We start from the raw sequence: 19,900 nt of genomic DNA, 5'->3' as shown, positions 1-19,900 counted from the left end.
TCCCTTTATTAATTATATTCCGATATTTATATGATGCTATCGGATTATAACACAAAAAAAATAGTTGGCAATACAAATAGTTGGCAATATTTACAGATTTTTACTCCCTTAACTTAACACCTATGGGCTAATCCCCCTTAAAATACTGAAAGCAAAACCAATAAATAATCAAAATCACTCCAACAATAAATGTACCTGTTTCTCCACAATTGTCAACTTGATTTTATCCATCCTCATTAACACCCAACATGTAGCATTTATAACGTTTCTATCAGTTTTTTTACTTTATCTTCAATGCAATCTCTAATCTGCTTAAATTCTTCAATTGGCATATGTTTCGGATCCGGAATTTGCCAGTCATCCCGATTTTTTGCAGTTATATTAGGACAGGCATCACCGCACCCCATAGTTATAGCATAATCAAATTCAATATCAGCATACTCATACAATGACTTTGAACCATGCTTACTGAGATCATATCTAATATCACCCATAACCAAGACAGCTTTTTCATTCCCCATTAATAGGTACTTTTTTACGTAACACTTTTTTGTCTGATTGCTTCTTCTTTTCTTCAAGCATCTTTTCCTTTGCTCTTTTAGATCTTTTTCTTTTTTGCCTTCTGATTTTTTCTATTTTTTTTCGTTTCTCAGACTTTTTACCGAGCACTTTTTCTTCGATCTTTTCAGCGAGTAATTTACGGGCAGAATAACGGTTTAGCGCTTGGGATCTATGTTTACTGCATTTTACTTCAAGACCGGTGGGAATATGTTTTAAATATACACAGGTTGCGACCTTATTAACATTCTGTCCACCAGAACCACGAGAACGAATAAACGATTCTTTGAAGTCTCGTTCATATATTTTTAAACGAACCATAATTTCGTTAAGTTTTTTTTCTTTTGCTGAGCTTACGCCAAATTTATCCATATTTTCGTTCATTGTTGTTTGTTCATAGTTCATTGTATTATAAATTACTATTTACCTTAAATAAACAAAAAAAGCCCTGCGGTGCTTTCGCATCACAGAGCTTCTGTGTATATACGGGAGTGACGGGAGTAAAGATTTCGCTTCGCAAAATCTATCCTTAAACAAGAAGTATCCCATCTGGTCGGATGAACCCACCTCGGTTGCTTTCCTCATACTCAATGTACTTCTCTACTCTTACCTGTCACGGCAGAGGTCGCAGCCATATCAGCATCTTTCTCCGAACAAACAAAAAGCCCTGCGGTGCTTTCGCATCACAGGGCTTCTGTGTATATACGGGAGTGACGGGACTTGAACCCGCGACCTCTGCCGTGACAGGGCAGCGCTCTAACCAAATTGAGCTACACCCCCCTAATATTTATATCCTAAATAAAAGAACTTTTTCCTAGAACCTACATCCATCTTTTAGGTTCAAGAGACGCATACTATAGCATAATCCAAATAATAGTCAAAATAAAATTTTAGTGACCATTATTTTCTTCTAATATTGTATTTACCGCTCCAATAACGTCATCTACAGTTATTGCATCAAGACACTGAAAACCGGTTTTGCAATTATGTGCTAAACAGTGAACACACCCTACATCCTTATGCAGGACAATGTTGTTGTCGCCTATAGGTCCCCACACCTGAGAGCTTAATCCTGGATTTTTTCTTCCAAAAAGCACAACAACAGGTACGTTAAGTGCGCTTGCTGCATGTACCGGCCCAGAATCATTTGATACTAAGCAACATGAATGTTTTAGCACTGCTCCCATTTGTCCAATAGATAACACTCCCGCGAGATTAATTACCCCTACCTCATGTCCTTGTGCAATACTGTCAGCAGTATCAATTTCTTCATCTCCACCAATAATAACAATACGTACAGAATCTCTTTTTTTGTAGTGCTGCACAACTTCCCTAAACCGCTGGAAGGACCATCTTTTAGAAGGACAACTTGCTCCGGGATGAATGCAAATAATCCGATCAGTTCTCTTTATCCCTTTATTTTGCAATAGTGTTCCAATAAATTGTTCATCATCATGAGAAACAACAAACAATGGCTTTTTTGTTGCTTGCGAGATATCAACTCCCAGTAAAACCGTTAATTCTAAGGAATAATCTACCTCATGTTTCTCCCCTTTATGCTTCCGATACGGAATCGGATGAGTTAAAAGATATTTTAGTCTCCTGTCATATCCCACCCTCTTCTTGATACCCGCTAAAAAGCTTAAGAGCACCGATCTGTTCGTGCTATGGAGAATAAGTGCAACATCAAATCTCTTCATGAAAAGATGCACGACAAAGCCAATATTATTAACCATCCCTTTATGTGCATATTCTTTATCATAAACTATAACTTCATCAATATCAGGATTATGTTTGACCGCATCGACCGTATAAGGCCTCACTAAAACAGCAATATACGAGTCTTTATATTGTTTGCGTACAGCATGAATTGCAGGTGTGCTCAAAAGCACATCCCCCATGCGATCCATTCTCACAATTAATATCTTTTTGCGTTTGTCTTTCATCTTGTTTTATATTACTCCGAGATTATGAACAGCATCAAACACTTCTTTAACACCTATTGACTTTATACATTCATGAGTAGAAAACTTACATTGTGCCAGTTTGCAAGGCCTGCAATTAATATCATGTACGATACAATGGTTTTTTCCGCGCGGGCCGTACCGCACATCATCAGAGGGCCCAAAAATCGCAACAGTTGGAACATCTAACGCACTTGCTATATGAAGAGGCCCACTATCATTTGTTACAAATCCCTTCATCTTACTCATTATGGCAATAAGCTCACTTATTGATGTGTGCCCTATAAGATTAATACATTGAGGACATGAATCCATAATACTCTCACCTATATCACGCGCATCATTACCACCAATCAGAACACACCGCGCTGTGTATTGGCTTTGTATGTTTTTTATGAGCTCAATACATCTATCAATAGGCCATTGTTTTAATGAACTTGCCGCATGAGGACTGATCCCAAACACAGGTTCTGTCTCACCTACCGCATATTTCTGCCATATCTCTTTTTGAAAATCCAGAGCTTTCTCTGATGCAAATAGGCGAAAACATGGAGTTTCTTGTGGAGACACATTCTTCAATTTACGCATATGATCTATGGCCGCGTGCAAGCCCTCTTCTTTTCTTCTTATTAATCGTGTAAGAAGTGTGCCTTGAAGAAATATTGGTATAATGGTATGACGCAGATCGCATACAGCATCATAATTCTTTCTTCGCAGTGTCCGCACAAGAGTACACTTTTCTTTCAGTGAAGCTTTTTTATTATACTCGATAACTTCATCAACCAACGGATCACCGTCAAAAACCGATGATGCTTTAGGCCCGACAAGGATGGTAAAATGGGCATGAGGATACCGCTGGCAAAGAATATTCATGACTGGCGTCGTCAATACAACATCACCTACATTACTTAAAGTAATAAAAAGAATTTTTCGAATTTCTCTAACCATTAAAAGGGGTTTCTAGAACTTTTTTAACTTCTGCTACTACATCATCAACAAGAACCGATTCTATACAACGTAAATCATCGCAAAACGACTCATGACACGGCAGTGTACACCCAACAGAATTAACTAAAACAGCAATATTGCCTTTACCTAACGGACCGGTCAACTTTGGTTCTGTAGGCCCAAATATAGCAATGAGAGGTACTGCTAATGCTGCTGCAATATGTGTCGGCCCTGAATCATTACCAATATATAACCTCGATCTTTTGAGCAACGCTCCAAAAGATTTTAGGGTCGTTTTCCCCATAGCATTATAAGGAGGATTTTTTGTTCGTGTCATAATTATATCCGCAAGGTAAGCATCTTTTTGAGAACCGGTAAGTACAATGCGTACATTATACCTATCACTCACGATATCAATAAGTTTTGCAAAATATGATGCTGGCCATCTTTTACGGTCCCAGTTTCCTCCTGGGCCTATAAGAATAATACGGTCTTCGTTACTCAACCCAAGTTCTTTGATCAATTTCTCAGCAGCATTTTCATCCTCTTTGCTTACAGGAAAAATACAATCCCACGAGCGCGCTTTAATCCCACACTCTTCAAGAAGATTAAGATGATAGGCTATCATATGCATATCTTCGTCTTTAGGTGTAGATACCGGATGAGTGAGAAAAACACCGCGACCTTTTGTGCCATAACCAACTCTATATTTAATACCCGAAAGAAAAGTTAAAAATGCCATTGAACGAGAACGATGCAGGACAAAGACAGTGTCAAATGCATGAGACTTCAGTATTTTTAATAATCGTACCTGATCAAATAATGAACGGACACCACGTCTTATCTCAAAAGGTATGACACTAGACAGGTCACTATTTCCCTCAAATATTTGAACACATCGAGGATGGGAAAGAACTGAAACAGATGCTTCTTTATACGTTTCTTTTATTGCACGTATAGCGGGAGTTGTGCACACCGCATCGCCAAGCCAATTTTTTGTAACAACAAGTATGTTACAGATATCTTTTATTTCTTTATTTCCGTTTTTTTTACTTCTCATTTTTTACTTCTCACTTTTATATGTATTGAGCTACTTTTTCAAGAACATCACTGACAGTGATATTCTCCATACATATGTGTTCCCCACACGTGTTTTTTACACACGGACTGCATTCAACGTTCTTAGTAATAACCGTACCTTTTGCAATAGGCATATGCTTATGAGGGTCTGTCGGTCCAAACAATGCCACAAACGGCACTGCGCATCCTGCAGCAATATGGAGCGGAGCGCTATCTCCGGTAACAAGAAGTTTGCACCGTTTTAAAAGCTCACCGGCCTCAGAAATTGAAGTAAGTCCAATGGTATCAATATATGGAACAGACAGGTTTTGCTTAAAATAATCCTTATATTCCGAGAGATCATTTCCGCCAATAAGAACCGTACGCGCCTGGTAACGTTCATAAAGCACGTTTATCAACTCTGCAAACCTTTCTCTTGGCCATCTCTTTGATTTCCACTTATGACTGCCCCCAGGATTTATTGCTATCAAAGTTTCATCCTCATTAATATTGTTAGCACGAAATATCTTTTTTACCGCTCTCTTATCTTCTTCACCGGTCCAAAACTCTATTTGTCTATTCTCAAGAGGTATATCAAGCACGCTTAACAGTTTAAACTGGTGACTGACAGGATCCATGGGTGTGGTAGGCATATCAACACTTTCAGACATCAAAAAACCGCATTTTCTTTTATACCCTATCGACTTTTTTATCCAACCAAAAAAAAGTATAAGATGAGTTCGGTACGTGTTTTGAAAATCGACAGCAATGTCAAACCGGTAATGACGCAATTTTCTAATGAGTTTCATAAGAGCAAGAGGATTGTTCCCTTTATCATAGGTAAGAACATGATGTATGTCTCTCGATTTTTTGAACAGGCCTTTATATCGAGATGATGTAAGCGCCGTTATTTTAGCGTACGGATATTTCTTTTTAATGGCGCGGACAGAAGGACTGATAAGCACGATATCGCCAAGCGCACTTAGTTTCACAATAAGAATCTTTTTTGTATTCACACATTCTTCATACACTTGACATGTTCTCTCGTACATCTTTTCGAGGGTATATTCAGAATGTACTTTCTCGAGAGCATTTTTAATTATCTTCTCGCAAAGTTTATGATCCTGAAACAGTGTTGTCACTGCCTCGGCAATTGCATTCTCATCTTTTGGTTCTACTAAAAGACCATTTTTCTTATCGTCAATAATATCTAATGCACCACCCAAACGTGTGGCAATAACAGGCACACAGGCTGCAAACGCTTCAGTTATTACCCTTCCAAATGCTTCTGGAACAATGGATGACAGAATAACAATATCTAAATTATCTAATATTTTTGATACGTCCGAACATGCTCCGGTAAAAACAATATTATCTTTTAATCCGAGTTCCTCAACAAGCCGTATTAACTCATCTTTGTAGTGTACTTTCTTTCCATAGGCATCACCTATAATAAACAGTTTAACATGTGGAAATGAGCGCAATATAATTGTTAGTGCACGAATAACATAACTATGTCCTTTGATAGGCGTCAATCGTCCAATAACACCTATATTGTAGGTATCTTTAATGCCACCGAGTTCAGGTTCCTTTTCTCTGAATTTTCTCACATCAACGCCGCGTGGGATCAAAACAAGCTTGTCCTTAACAACCCCAAAATCATTTTCCATGTGCTCTGATATTACCGCGCTCGGCACAATGACTTTTTCGCCACGACCCATCACCCTACTTGCAAAATGGGTACTATAATATCCATGGGCAGTAGTTACAAAATGTGCATGCGTCCCTTGTACTGCAAAATATCCGATCCATCCGGGCACACGGCTTCGGGCATGTACAATATCAATGTCTTCTTCACGCACAATCTTTCTCACCTTAAATATAGTACCGATAATCGATATAATTGATTTTTTATGTACGGGAAGCTTTATGCAGGTTACCTGAGAAGATTCCAGCTTTGCAACCATACTGCCACCGCTAGTGATAACATAAGGAATATGGCCGCGTTCTTTAAGCATAAGAGCCAAATCAACGGTACCGGTTTCAACACCGCCACATTCTAATTCAGGGACCATTTGCAAAATTTTCATGATTATTTATCCATTACTATCGTATGAAAGTACCTATGTCAGTTAATCATTCTCAACTAACTTTCTTGAGATATGCAATATCTCTATTAAAACCACATTGCTCAAGTAGTTTCGCAAGTGCTTCAGATGCAACAACAGTGTCATTTAGAATTTTGGGAGGTTTACGTGTCGGCCAGAAGTTTACAATAGTGTTATAAAGAGTAAAAACATCAGATTTTAATACATATCCATGTATCACTAATTCCTCAATCGTACGTTCTTGTTTAAGTTTTCTGTTTTCTTTCCTATCAATTTTTAAGACAAAGACATATTTACCTGAACTCGCAGCTTCAGAGACCATGGATATACTTTCTTCAGTAACAACAATAATATCACTCACGCTCAATATCCCCGGTATGGGATTTGTCTCAGCCTGACTCGCCAATAGGAGCATTTTACATCTCGGATCATTGTCAAACGCTTGTGATAATAATTTTTCCAAACCACGCGCGGTTCTTCTCGATGTTGCAATTAATACTTCTGCATCAAACTCATTACATAGATCCTTTATCTTCTGGATTAATACAAGCATAGTCTTTTTAGAAATAAAATAATCTGGCGTTTCTCCCCCAATAAATACGCCTATTTTAATATCTTTCTTAAAGTGAATATTATGAACAATTTTATCTTTTTCAGCTTCTAAAAGCTCTTTACCAATAATATTTGGGGCACCTAATGTTTCCACTACATTATCCATTTTCGGAGGGTCATCATGCATAGGGATAATCGCAAGATCAAAACGTTTCAATTTGAGAGGCCCCGGTTTCATACTAACCACTTTTTTCGCCTTAAATATTCTTCCCAGCATGAGATTAATCGGCGCTACCGATATACCGGCTGAAAGAACGACTTTCGGCACAGACTCCATAATCTGGCGATAACTATTTGGCTTTAACATGCTTTTTAAAAATCCCGTTTCTCCCAGCCCACACACACCCGCAACCCATGCTAACCCACGATGAAACGTTGTGCGGTATTTTATTCGCGCTACATGATAATTCACGTTATCAATATTCTTAACCATACCCACCGTTTGATTTACATGACCGGCTTTACCGTCACTTAAAATCAACACATCTAAGGTGTGATCTCCGATCTCATCAATAATGTTCATTTGCGCTCTAAGTCGATCGACTTTTTTAGGTGATATTTTCGAAAAGGTTCCCTTAACTATATTTTCGTGAACTGCGTGTAAAACATCCTCAGTGGTTAATAGATCCATACATATAAGATCGCAGCATTTTTTCTTAAGACAAGGGCTGCAAAAAATATCTTTCCTGATAACTACGTGCTCCAATCCAAAAGGACCCGTTCTTACAGGATTAGTAGGGCCAAAAAGCCCTAAAACCGGTGTTCCCACTGCAACAGCGATATGCATTGGACCGGTGTCATTACTGATAACTAAATCCGTCTTCTCCAGAAGAGCGACAAGCTGCTTGAGATTTGTTCTGCCTGTTGCATTTAAAGGATTCGTTTTCATTCTTTCGATCAATCTTTCAACTAATTCTTTATCTGCGCTACTTCCAATAAGAACAATAACGGCATTCATCTGACGAGCAAGTGCATCTGACAGCTCAGCAAATTTTTCCATCTGCCACTGCTTAGTGATCCAACGAGCAGAAGGATTTATTGCAATAACAGGTTTAGTACTGTCTCCTTGTGTGTATTGAGCAAGGAGCGAATCAACTTTTTCGCTATCAGCCGATGATACGGCAATGGTAAACTCGGGCTTTCTATGAGTTGCGCCCAACGCTTCGGCAAGAAGAAAATATCTATTTACCGCATGCATCTCCATTGTGGGAACAGCTACTTTTCTATTATAAAATATAAAGGAAAATTCTCGCGCATTTTTAAACCCGTACCTTTTTTTACATCCGGTAAAGAATGTTACTAAACCGGTATAGAAAAGACCCTGAAAATCAACAACAACGTCAAATTTTTTTGATCTGATAGATTTCATAAATAGAAATATCTCTTTGACCGTCAGAAAGATATTTCTCAATTTACCCCATCGTGCACGTTCGAATATTATGACCTCATCAAGATAGGGATTGCCCTCAATGATATCTTTACACGTTCTTTTTATCATCCATGCAATATATGCTTCAGGATACGTATCACGTAATGATTTTAGGATGGGAAGAGCGTGAACAACATCTCCAATAGAACTAAGCTTCACCATAAGAATTTTTTTGATATTTTTATCTTTAACCATAATCCACTCCAAAAGGCGATATTATATCATGACAATTCATAATTACATACCGAAATAAAGCTATATCCGGTCGACCAATATATCAACCTCTTTTGTAACATGTTGAGGCAAAAGATCTCTTAAGCATGTATGCGTGTCGCAATCCTTATATCTAAATTGATAATAACAGGGACGGCATGACACATTGTTTTTTACGATAACATCTTTGTCTGACGCTGGATAAGGACCATACACCCCCTCATTTACCGGGCCAAATATTGAAACTGTCGGCACACCTTGACTTACCGCAATATGAAGAGGTCCCCCATCATTACAAATAACAAAAGAACATTTTTTTAGAACTGCAGCAAATACGGATAAGGCCAAGTCCGTGACAATAATTCCTTTAGACGCCATATGTCTTAAAACATCTTTACAAATACTTTCTTCTGAACGACTTCCAAAGAGAATAGGAGTATATCCATATTTCTTAACTATATAATCAGCCACTTGGGCAAAATAAGATGGCGTCCACCTCTTATAATAGGCATCTTTTCCCCACGACTCCCCCCCACCAGGCATTATTCCCACTATACCAGGTGCATTTAATAACATATTTTCCTCTAAAAAAATGTCCGCCTGCCTCAACACCTCTTCCTTCAAAGGAAAAGACAGTGATGCAGCATTGACCGTAACGTTAAACAACCGAAGCAAATCCAGATAATACTCGGGAATAGGTTTTTCGGTAAAACCACCTATGTTAATTTTATGGGTTAAAAACCGGCCTCGGTTTCGATAATTAAAACCAACACGCATAGGAATTTTGAGCAACATGCACCAGAATGAATACTGTCTTCCTAACGATATATCAAATACCGCATCAAATTTCTGGTTATATATATGATAGACAAAAGAAGCAAACACTTTACAGAAACGTATTTTTGACTCTTTCCACAGTTTTCTATATTCATCCTTTTCAAACACCACCACCTTATTAATAGCATCATTAGATTCTAATATAGGCTCTGCACGTCTATTACATAAAAAAGTTATTTTGGCACCGTTGGGCAATAACGATCGTAATCTTGCTAAAAGAGGTGTTGTGAAAAGCACATCACCTATCCCGAAAGGATTAATAACAAGCACATTTTTACATGCTAACTCTTTTTTCTTCACTATTTCAAACATACAGTTAAACCCCTTTATATTGACAACATAAGGCAATTATTATATCTTATAACAACTTATCAAACAAGGATTTAAAAATGTTTCATTTCCTTAAAAACAATAAAAATGCCCTCAAAATAGCTATTATATATAATAAGGACCGAGATGATACAATCGGTTACTATTTTGAGAAAGCGCTTCGGCAATCAGGACATACGGTAAAGCATTTTTGGACTGAGTACGCCCAAAAGATCAAACCGGAATACGATTTCTATTTACGGATAGATCATGGCGACTACAAGTATGATATTCCCAAACATCTCCGTCCGTGCGCCTTTCTAGCGATTGATACCCACCTTAAGCACCCGTATGAGAAAATACGTGAGCAATCACACCATTATGACTTTGTCTTTTGCGCTCAAAAAGAGGGTGCAGAAAAACTTGCTCGACACGAAAAAATAGATACCTTTTGGGTCCCTCTTGGCTGCGACCCCGTTATACATAAAAAATTAGACTGCAAAAAAAATCTTGATATCGGTTTTGTCGGTACCGATGGTAAAAAATGTTTACGAAAAATGCTTCTGGAGAAACTTAAGACCCGTTACCCAAACAGTTTTATAGGGTGGGCCGAGCACACTAAAATGTCAAAAATATATTCATCGTCAAAGATCGGATTCAACTACTCGATCAAAAACGATATTAATATGCGTATGTTTGAAGTTATGAGTTGCGGCACATTACTTATTACTAACGCTATAGATAATAATGGTTTTAACGAGCTTTTTGAGGACAAAAAAAATATTATTATCTATAATACACCAGAAGAACTTTTCGACCTGATAGATTATTATCTCTCACACGATACTGAAAGGGAAAAAATCGCCCTTGCGGGACATAAACTTGCTGTAGGCAAATATACCTACAGGGACAGAATGAACACTATGCTTTCAATAGCGCAAAACGGACTTATAGAAAAATACAAAAAACTCATATTATGAAATCGTGCGACATTATAATCCCTATATATAATCAACCTGAACTAACCAAAGAATGTGTGCATTCTATTATTGATTCAACACACATTCCCATAAATATTATCTTAATTGACAATGCAAGCAATAGTGCAACAAAAACGGTTATCAAAAGTTTTATACCTCAGGAGAATGTCCAAATAACCGCTATTGAGAATACAACAAATATCGGGTTTCCTAAAGCGGTAAACCAAGGGTTAGGAATATCAACCGCCCCCTATGTTCTCGTACTGAACAACGATACACTTTTCACAAATAATTGTTTGGAGACAATGATAGACGTTGCCCAGTCATCACCGGATATCGGGATCCTAAACCCGGAAAGTAATACATTTGGTCTTGTTCCATACAAAGATAAAACTATACAAGAATGTGCCCAGCGCATACAAAACCAAAAACTCCAATATACTGAATTTTCCAACTGTATCGGTTTTGCAATGCTCATAAAAAGAGAAATTATCGAAAAAATCGGTCATTTTGATGAACTGTTTGGCATGGCATTTTTTGAAGATTCTGATTATTCTATGAGAGTAAAAGAAGCAGGATACAAATGTGTAAAGGCAAATGGCGCATACATATATCACTATGAACACAAATCACTCGATCATTTTAGTGCCCGTGATGCGCTTTTTAAAAAGAATCAAAGGATTTATTACAAAAAATGGGGCATACCACTGAGAATAGCGCTCCCAATCACACAGAAACAAAGCGAGAACCAAGAAGAACTAAAGAATCTATTTCAAGATATACGCACACTAGCAAAAAATGAATGCTATATTTACGCAATAGTTGCATCAAAAAACATAAAAGACAAAAATCATTTATTTGCGACACTAAATCTCCCCGTAACAACCAATATACACGTATACATATATACTCCTTTTTTATTTTGGTTAAAAACAGTTTTCAGAATAGTGAAACGCCGCAAGAAAAAATACAATCTTATATTGACCTACGATAGCTCTATGGCTCATTTTCTTGCGCGCTGTTCATTGTTTGTCCGTTACCCTATTTTTTTTAATGGTAAAGCAACTACACAATCAAGTAGAATAAGACAAGTAAGCAATATACAAGATGTTATCAGTTTAAAAAAAGAATATAATACATAAAATCATCCCTCTCGAAGGAGTTATTATGGAAAACAAACTTCCGATAAGTGTAGTAATAATGGCAAAAAATGAAGAACGAGAAATCGAAGATTGTATAAAGAGTGTATCGTGGACCGATGAAGTCATTTTACTTGATGATTTCAGCACTGATAATACCGCAGCTATTGCAGAAAAATTAGGAGCTCGTATAATACAGCGAAAACTTGATATTGAAGGTCGTCACAGAAATTTCGGCTATTCGCAGACAAAAAACGAATGGGTAATGAGCCTTGATTGTGATGAACGGGTAACACCCGAACTTGCCCAGGAAATAAAAGAAACTTTTGCAGCCCCTATTTCTCATAACGGTTTTACCATACCATTTAAAACCTATATTGGAGATTATTGGATACAACATGGTGGCTGGTATCCTGCAAGCAAAGTACGCATATTCAAGCGGGATGAATTTAAATATGAGGAATCCGAGGTACATCCACGGGCATTTATGGACGGTACCTGTGGACACCTTACAAAAGATATTATTCACTACTCGTATATAGATATTCACGATTTTGTTCAAAAACAAAATTCACAAACAACACTTGAGGCCCGTAAATGGTGTAACGATAAAAGAAAAATAGGTTTTGGAAAAGCAATCAGAAAATCTATCGACAGGTTCCTGAGAGCATATCTACGTAAAAAAGGATATAAGGACGGTTTTTACGGCTTTATCCTCGCATATTTTGGGGGATTCTATCAATTTCAGACGTATGTTAAATACTGGGAAATGAAACAGACTCAGACAAAAGACAACAGACTAGAAACAAACTAACAAAAAAAGAGACAGTCCCCTTATGAAGAGCTGTCCCTTTTTTAATATGGTGGGCGGTACAAGACTTGAACTTGTGACCCCATGCTTGTAAGGCATATGCTCTACCAACTGAGCTAACCGCCCGAATAAGCTTTAAGCCGTAAGCTATAAGCTGTATGATCAAGGAAGTGTTAGATAGTATAAATGTATATAGATTTTGTCAATAATTTTAATAACGACCAAGCAGATAAGAAATCACCGACATACTTTTTTAGTCTCTGGTCTCTAGTCTCTGGTCTCTGGTCTCTTTAATGAATATACTTATTCTTACAACTCATGTTGATATTGGCGGTATCACAAGCTACGTTCTTTCACTTGCAAAAGGATTAAAAAAGAAGGGACATACCGTCTATGTTGGATCAAGCGGAGGGAAGGTACTCCAAACATTACAGGACGCTGGAATTACCACATGCGAGTTTAAGATCAGGACAAAACAAGAGTTTGGACCAAAAGTAATCTTTGCAATTCCTTCTCTTCTCCGATTTATTAGACAAAATAATATTGATATTGTACACACACATACCCGCGTAACACATGTCCTTGCAGGAATCACCACCTATCTCACCGGAACAAAACATGTTTCAACGTATCATGGTTTTTTTAAACACATCTTCATTCGTCGCCTTTTTCCTTTTATGGGAGAACGCGTTATCGCGATAAGCCAATCAGTGAGAGAATATCTTATTCAAGATCTCATGGTATCACCTGAAAGAATCGCACTCATTCATAACGGTATTGACTTTGATCACTTTAAAAACACCTATACTCAAGAAGAGTTACAAAATATAAGACGTTCTTATGGGTTAAAAGAAAACTCCCAGGTAATTGGAATAATAGGACGTTTATCAGAGATAAAAGGACACCCTCACCTCCTTAATGCCTGTGCCCAGCTATATGAACATAACAAAAATATTGAAGTTCTTATTGTGGGAGAAGGGCGCATACAAGGTGAGCTTATGACCCTAGCAAATGATCTTCAGATAGACGATATAGTCCATTTTAAGGCCTCAGAGCCGGATACCCGTATACCTCTTGGTGTCACCGACATTTTTGTCATGCCATCACTCATGGAAGGATTCGGCCTTGCGCTTCTTGAAGCAATGGCAATGGGTAAAGCGGTAGTTGCTTCACGCATTGGCGGCATAACGGATATAATCCATGACAAACACAACGGTCTTTTGGTCCCACCAGATTCGATCCCAGAACTTGCTACAGCGATAGATACCCTCCTGAATGACACTACGTTCAAGAACATGATAGAAAGCAATGCCCCGAGCACAATATTTGATAAATTTTCTATAGATAAAACTATTCATAAAACACTCAACGTATATAATAAAGTATTCAGCAACTAAACTTACAACTTAAAGCTTATAGCTTAAAAATGAATCCAATTGAAATCATAATCAAAAAACGTGATAAGCACGAACTAACCAGAGACGAAATAAATTTCATGGTCGATGGTTACACAAAAAGCAAAATTCCCGATTACCAATTCTCAAGTTTTCTTATGGCAATTTATGCCAACGGTATGAGTATTCGTGAAACCGCTGATCTTTCATTTGCCATGATATATTCAGGAAAAACGCTTGATCTTGAGTCTGCTGGATATACCATTGACAAACATTCGACAGGAGGTGTCGGAGACAAGATAACGCTTATCGTTATCCCCCTTGCCGCAAGCGCTGGACTTACTGTTCCCACAATGTTTGGAAGAGCGCTTGGCCATACCGGAGGAACACATGATAAATTGGAATCAATTAAAGGGTTTAAGATGTTTCTTACCGAGAAACAGATCATTAAACAATTACAAAAAATAGGTGCCGTAATGATCGGCACATCTGGCGACTGTGCTCCTGCCGATAAAAAGATATATGCACTGCGAGACGTTACCGGCACGGTAGAATCAATACCGCTCATTGCGGCCAGCATTATCTCGAAGAAATTTGCTGAAGGAACTGATGCGCTCCTCATGGACGTAAAAACAGGTAACGGTGCATTTATGAAATCTCATAAAGATGCCCGTCTTCTAGCAAAAACTATTGTATCCATTTCAAAAGTTATGGGTAAAAAAACTGTTGCACTCATAACGGATATGAATCAACCGCTTGGGCACACCGTCGGAAACGCACTTGAAGTAAAAGAGGCACTTGATACATTACAATGCAAAGGCCCGGATGATGTAACAAAACTGAGCCTTACTATTACTGCCCACATGCTGCTTTTAGGCAAAAAAGCGCATACTTTTACTGAAGCGTACACCGTCGCCGAAACACATCTACGAAACGGATGCGCATATAGAAAGTTTATAGAAATTGTTAAATCACAAGGTGGTAATGTTAAACAAATTGCACATCCATACTCGTTCAAAAAACCACGATACATAAAAAAATGTAAAAGCATCTCTAAGGGATACATTACCAATATAAATACATATGAAATCGGCATGATTGCAAACATCCTTGGGGCAGGAAGATTGAAACTAACTGACAAAATAGATTCTTCTGCAGGCATTGTATTTCATAAAAAGATCGGTGATTCCGTAAAAAAAGGCGACACGCTTTGTGAGATTCATACTGATAAGAAGGAATGTATTATAGAAGCACTTGAACGAATTAGTTTTTCAATACAGATTGAAAAGAAAAAACCTCACGCCCAAAAACTAATTTTAGGAATTGCGAAATGATAAAAAAGGGGACAGTCCCCTTTTTTATCAACGTTTATAGTTCCATTCATGGGTAGCATACTTATCAATAGCCAACTTACCCACTGATTCAATGAACAGTTGATCAATCATGCTATCCGTTTCAATATCACCAAATACTAAAGTAAAGCCTTGTTGCAAAGCAATGCATGCAGCATCTTTTGTCAGATCTCTGCCACATACATCATGGAGAGTTATCGAACTATCAGTAAACCTTTTGTCTTTTCCTATATCTATCTCCTGCCGAAACAAAATTGATCCCTGATACATAACATACCCGTCAATTCTGCGCTGTGCGCCACCCGCAATCTTTTTGCCAGAATAAAGAACATCGTGTTTTGTTGGCTCATTAAAACAAAACTTTGTATCTTTTGAAGACGCTTGTTTTGTTTCTAGCGACATATCCGGGCTATCGCTTTTACCAAGCAGAATATCTATTCCCTTTTTTATGGCATTATTAACATAATAATAACTATCCACAATACTGCTTTTATTCAATGAGGACAATCCGTTTAAAACAGTATCTTTTACTACCAGACTGAATGTAATATCGTTCCCATGAAGAACAATGCCGCCACCGGTCATTCTTCTTGCTATCTCAAAATCTACTCCATTGGCACGAGCATAATCTAATGCTACCTGCACACGTTGAAAATAACCTATTGAGAGAGCCCTCATTTTCCAGTCATAGAATCTCAATACAGGAACAGCGGCCTTACCTTTTATACATGCACGAAGAAGCACCTCATCATATGCCATATTATGATATGCATCTAGTGGGCCACTAATAAGAATGTTTTTTGAAAAAATCATAGGATTTATATATGAATAACGTCTTCTGGATGATACAACGTAAGGAAAAGAAGGAGATAATCACGCAAATGACGTGTGAGTAAAAAGTTTTGTCTGACATGCTCTTTTGCGTTCTCACCAAGTTTATTTGCATACTCAGGTGAATTAAGAAGCTGTTTTATCATGAATGCTGCACCCTCTACCGATCGACACAAGAGTCCGCTATACTTGTGCTTTATCTGTAAAGGAATACCGCCAACACATGAGGCCACAACAGGCCTCCCCTTCCATAACGCCTCTGTTACCGTTAATCCAAATCCTTCACGAATTGATTTTTGCACAACAACACTCGATGCTCGCTGCAACGCATTGATCTCAATATCGCTCCCGGGAGGAATCAATAGCACATGTATATCAGGGTTTCCTTCAGCACGTTCCTGCACTTCTGCAAGAACTTTACCTGATTCAGGATCATCTGTTGCCGTGCCGCCTGCAAGAACAAGCTGACATTTAATATTTTTTCTTACCAATTTAAACGCTTCTATTACGCCTACAGGATCTTTAAGATAATCAAACCGGGAAACCTGCGTCACCATTGGTACATCACTATCAATGCCATATTTCTCTAACACCTCATGAATTATCTCCGGAGTTAAATCCATATTTTTATGACTTAAAGGATCAATTGAAGGAGATATCATAAACTGTCGTATTTTAAGATCACGAGAAAAACTCGGGGCAGAAAAGACCGATGAATCATACTGATCAATATAAGGTTTCAGAAAAGCAAATACGTCCTTATCAGGATGAGATATGTCAATATGACATCGCCATATCCACTTACTGTTCATAGAAGCTTTTTTCTTCACGAGCATTATGGGCTGCGGATCATGTATAAAAACAATATCACCATACACATCCATTGACTTAAGATTTTCTTCGCCTGTTTGAATGAACGTCTCATACATTTCTTTGGTGATAATCTCTTTCCTACCATGTAGTGCATTATGAAATTTCTTTGTTACGTTATAAAACTCTTCACCGCCTTTAATAACATCCCAACGTGCATCAACATTTAATTCCTGCAAAAGAGGTATAATTCTGTTTAATATTTCCGCGACACCGCCACCAACCGCAGTCGAATTAACATTTTGGATAACTTTTCCTGAAAGATGTTGGGAAAGCATCTTCAGCTCATCTACAAGATGTTTTCCAACAATTGGTTCATAATCTTTTAATGTTATAGACATAATCACACCTTAAATAGGTAATCTTCTACTACACGTACAAGCTTGTTCCGCAACCCTTCCATTGTATGGGTATAGGGATCAAGACAATCAATTTTATCGGCAAGTTCTCCCATATCTAATTGTTCACGTATCCACATGGAAAAATCGTTGCCTTCTTTTTCTAATCTGAGTGGCGCTTCAAACATATGATAATATATCGCATCAATAGATATTCTTTTTAAAACATCGAGAAACTCTTCTAAAGTCCGTACTTCGTATGGTGTATTAAAAGCAATACTTACTGACTTGATAAAATAAAACTCTTCACCGACATTCGACTCACGAGACGCCTTACCTTCAGATATAAACTTCTCTAAAACTGCGATAATGCGTTCACGTAAATCACGTATCGTTCTATAATCACAGGTATTAATGCTTGCTAACCGTTCACTCAAATCATGGTACCCTAAAGAGGTATCAACCCAATAAGCAAAATCATTGGGAGGTTCAGGGACTAAATACTGATGGAGCTGCAAAAAATGATGTGTGTGGTGATAGATAACAGCGCCTGGTACTGTCTTAACATGACTTAAGAGTTCATCAAGATTATGCGCTTTAATACCGGTTAATTCACGAATAATCAGTCGAGAACAAAATTGAAAAGAAAATTTAGCTTTTTTGATCTGTTTCATACTTATCTACGAATACTTTCTATTAACACCATAACACAGATTTGGCTCACGAGCAGCTTTTACTTCGTCAAGTCGACCAACAGGCGTTGTTGTTGGAGCATTTTTAATTGATTCAGGATCACTCTTTACACACTCATCTATTTCTTTCATAACGGCAATAAACGTATCAAGCGTTTCTTTACTTTCAGTTTCAGTTGGCTCAATCATCATAGCTTCAGGAACGATCAAGGGGAAATAGATTGTTGGTGGGTGTATTCCCCTGTCAATGAGCGCTTTTGCGATATCTACTGTATGAATATTTTTCTCAAGCTGTTTTTTGCTCGTACAAACAAATTCATGCATACAGGTTCTTTCATAGGGCACAAAATAAGTATCCTTTAGTTTTTCCTTTATATAATTTGCATTCAGGATCGAATAGAGTGCAACATCTTTAAGGCCTTTAGCTCCTAACGCTTTAATATATGCATATGCTTTAACAACAACACTGCTGTTTCCATAAAAAGCTTTGATTCTCCCTATAGATTGCGGGATGTTATACTTGAGAGAATATACCCCGTCACGTACCGTGACACGGGGCACAGGTAAAAACGGTTCCAAGAATTTTTTTACCCCGACAGGCCCTGATCCGGGGCCTCCACCACCATGCGGTGTTGAAAACGTCTTATGTAGGTTAACATGCACAATATCAAATCCCATAAGCCCCGGATTTGTTATTCCCATAAGAGGGTTAAGGTTTGCACCATCGTAATATAAAAGCGCGCCATGTGAATGAACTAAATCCGCTATTTCACTCACCTTTCTCTCAAAAAGTCCTAACGTATTTGGATTAGTCATCATCAATGCGGCAACATCATTACTTAAGACCTTTTTCAGCTCATTGGGATCGACTTCACCTGCTTCGTTAGATTTTATAGTGATAACATCAAAACCTGCAATGTGCGCACTGGACGGATTTGTCCCATGTGCAGAATCAGGAATAATAACTTTTGTTCGTTTTTCTTTTTTACTCTTAAAGTATGCGCTGGCAAGAAGCATTCCTAAAAATTCACCATGTGCACCTGCTGCAGGCTGTAACGTAAACGCGTCCATCCCGCATATTTCACTTAAATACTGTTCCATCTCATAATATATCTTTAGCATCCCTTGCGTTGTCTTTTCAGGTTGATACGGATGTACATGCTGCAAGCCAGGTAAAGATGCAATAACTTCTGTTACTTTTGGATTATATTTCATAGTACATGATCCAAGAGGATAAAAGTGTGTATCAACACCAAAATTTTTACGCGATAGATTAGTAAAATGTCTCACCACATCAAGCTCGGAGACTTCAGGAAGCTCTGGAGTGCTTTTGCGAATCATCGATTGCGGCACCATCTCTTCGATTTTTTTGTCATAGGTAAATTCAGGCAAAGAATATCCTGTTCTTCCTTTTGACCCTATTTCATAGAGTAATGTTTCACGATTCATCTCTCGT

The 19,900-nt window shown here is 37.9% G+C and carries 17 protein-coding genes and 2 tRNA genes; 5 read left to right on the top strand and 14 right to left on the bottom strand.

The features are described from left to right. Positions 1-257: 257 nt before the first annotated feature. From P9M13_07340 to P9M13_07300, 9 genes are all read right to left on the bottom strand, one after another. The gene (locus P9M13_07340; protein ID MDP8263099.1) at positions 258-521 is read right to left on the bottom strand and encodes a hypothetical protein; all 264 of its coding nucleotides are present in this window, start codon (positions 519-521) and stop codon (positions 258-260) included. Continuing rightward, positions 511-963: a peptide chain release factor-like protein gene (locus tag P9M13_07335; protein ID MDP8263098.1), complete on the bottom strand. Its 453-nt coding sequence runs from the start codon at positions 961-963 to the stop codon at positions 511-513. The genes P9M13_07340 and P9M13_07335 overlap by 11 nt, the downstream gene beginning before the upstream one ends. A gap of 300 nt (positions 964-1,263) precedes the next feature. Further along, a tRNA-Asp gene (locus P9M13_07330) sits at positions 1,264-1,338 on the bottom strand. 110 nt (positions 1,339-1,448) lie between these two features. Further along, the gene (waaF, locus tag P9M13_07325) at positions 1,449-2,504 is read right to left on the bottom strand and encodes a lipopolysaccharide heptosyltransferase II (GenBank protein MDP8263097.1); all 1,056 of its coding nucleotides are present in this window, start codon (positions 2,502-2,504) and stop codon (positions 1,449-1,451) included. Positions 2,505-2,510: 6 nt separating this feature from the next. Further along, a complete protein-coding gene (locus P9M13_07320; protein MDP8263096.1) occupies positions 2,511-3,470 on the bottom strand; it encodes a glycosyltransferase family 9 protein in 960 nt (319 codons plus the stop codon). After that, a complete protein-coding gene (waaF, locus tag P9M13_07315) occupies positions 3,463-4,530 on the bottom strand; it encodes a lipopolysaccharide heptosyltransferase II (protein MDP8263095.1) in 1,068 nt (355 codons plus the stop codon). The genes P9M13_07320 and waaF (P9M13_07315) overlap by 8 nt, the downstream gene beginning before the upstream one ends. A gap of 16 nt (positions 4,531-4,546) precedes the next feature. Then, entirely contained in the window at positions 4,547-6,619 is a 2,073-nt protein-coding gene (gene waaF, locus P9M13_07310; GenBank protein MDP8263094.1) for a lipopolysaccharide heptosyltransferase II, read from the bottom strand. A 52-nt stretch (positions 6,620-6,671) separates the two neighbouring features. After that, positions 6,672-8,873, bottom strand: coding sequence for a lipopolysaccharide heptosyltransferase II (gene waaF, locus P9M13_07305; GenBank protein MDP8263093.1), 2,202 nt, complete (start codon positions 8,871-8,873; stop codon positions 6,672-6,674). Between the two features lie 60 nt (positions 8,874-8,933). Further along, on the bottom strand, positions 8,934-10,040 hold the full coding sequence (locus P9M13_07300; GenBank protein ID MDP8263092.1) for a glycosyltransferase family 9 protein: 1,107 nt from the start codon (positions 10,038-10,040) through the stop codon (positions 8,934-8,936). A gap of 77 nt (positions 10,041-10,117) precedes the next feature. Between P9M13_07300 and P9M13_07295 the strand changes: the two genes are divergently transcribed. The 3 genes from P9M13_07295 to P9M13_07285 are packed head-to-tail and all read left to right on the top strand — an operon-like array spanning position 10,118 to position 12,970. Next, the gene (locus P9M13_07295; protein ID MDP8263091.1) at positions 10,118-11,017 is read left to right on the top strand and encodes a glycosyltransferase; all 900 of its coding nucleotides are present in this window, start codon (positions 10,118-10,120) and stop codon (positions 11,015-11,017) included. Beyond that, positions 11,014-12,159: a glycosyltransferase family 2 protein gene (locus P9M13_07290; GenBank protein MDP8263090.1), complete on the top strand. Its 1,146-nt coding sequence runs from the start codon at positions 11,014-11,016 to the stop codon at positions 12,157-12,159. Before P9M13_07295 ends, P9M13_07290 begins: the two co-directional genes overlap by 4 nt. Before the next feature lie 25 nt (positions 12,160-12,184). Beyond that, positions 12,185-12,970 (top strand): glycosyltransferase family 2 protein, encoded by a 786-nt coding sequence (locus P9M13_07285; GenBank protein ID MDP8263089.1) that lies wholly within the window; start codon positions 12,185-12,187, stop codon positions 12,968-12,970. 47 nt (positions 12,971-13,017) lie between these two features. On the opposite strand, the gene P9M13_07280 is transcribed toward P9M13_07285, so the two are convergent. After that, positions 13,018-13,093 (bottom strand) — tRNA-Val (locus P9M13_07280). Between the two features lie 167 nt (positions 13,094-13,260). On the opposite strand from P9M13_07280, the gene P9M13_07275 reads away from it, so the two are divergent. After that, the gene (locus P9M13_07275; protein ID MDP8263088.1) at positions 13,261-14,364 is read left to right on the top strand and encodes a glycosyltransferase family 4 protein; all 1,104 of its coding nucleotides are present in this window, start codon (positions 13,261-13,263) and stop codon (positions 14,362-14,364) included. A 29-nt stretch (positions 14,365-14,393) separates the two neighbouring features. Beyond that, the gene (locus tag P9M13_07270) at positions 14,394-15,695 is read left to right on the top strand and encodes a thymidine phosphorylase (GenBank protein MDP8263087.1); all 1,302 of its coding nucleotides are present in this window, start codon (positions 14,394-14,396) and stop codon (positions 15,693-15,695) included. A gap of 27 nt (positions 15,696-15,722) precedes the next feature. On the opposite strand, the gene P9M13_07265 is transcribed toward P9M13_07270, so the two are convergent. Genes P9M13_07265 through gcvPB form a run of 4 tightly spaced genes read right to left on the bottom strand, consistent with a single transcriptional unit; the run spans position 15,723 to position 19,893 of the window. Beyond that, on the bottom strand, positions 15,723-16,526 hold the full coding sequence (locus P9M13_07265) for a biotin/lipoate A/B protein ligase family protein (GenBank protein ID MDP8263086.1): 804 nt from the start codon (positions 16,524-16,526) through the stop codon (positions 15,723-15,725). A gap of 5 nt (positions 16,527-16,531) precedes the next feature. Continuing rightward, positions 16,532-17,755: a glycosyltransferase gene (locus P9M13_07260; protein MDP8263085.1), complete on the bottom strand. Its 1,224-nt coding sequence runs from the start codon at positions 17,753-17,755 to the stop codon at positions 16,532-16,534. A 2-nt stretch (positions 17,756-17,757) separates the two neighbouring features. Further along, positions 17,758-18,426 carry a DUF5752 family protein gene (locus P9M13_07255; protein MDP8263084.1) on the bottom strand — a complete coding sequence of 223 codons (669 nt, stop codon included), beginning with the start codon at positions 18,424-18,426 and terminating at the stop codon, positions 17,758-17,760. Positions 18,427-18,432: 6 nt separating this feature from the next. Continuing rightward, a complete protein-coding gene (gene gcvPB / locus P9M13_07250; GenBank protein ID MDP8263083.1) occupies positions 18,433-19,893 on the bottom strand; it encodes an aminomethyl-transferring glycine dehydrogenase subunit GcvPB in 1,461 nt (486 codons plus the stop codon). Positions 19,894-19,900 lie beyond the last annotated feature (7 nt).

Origin of the sequence: Candidatus Ancaeobacter aquaticus (assembly GCA_030765405.1) — a bacterium.
Taxonomy (GTDB): Bacteria; Auribacterota; Ancaeobacteria; order Ancaeobacterales; family Ancaeobacteraceae; genus Ancaeobacter; species Ancaeobacter aquaticus.
This window is presented reverse-complemented; position numbering and strand designations above follow the sequence as displayed.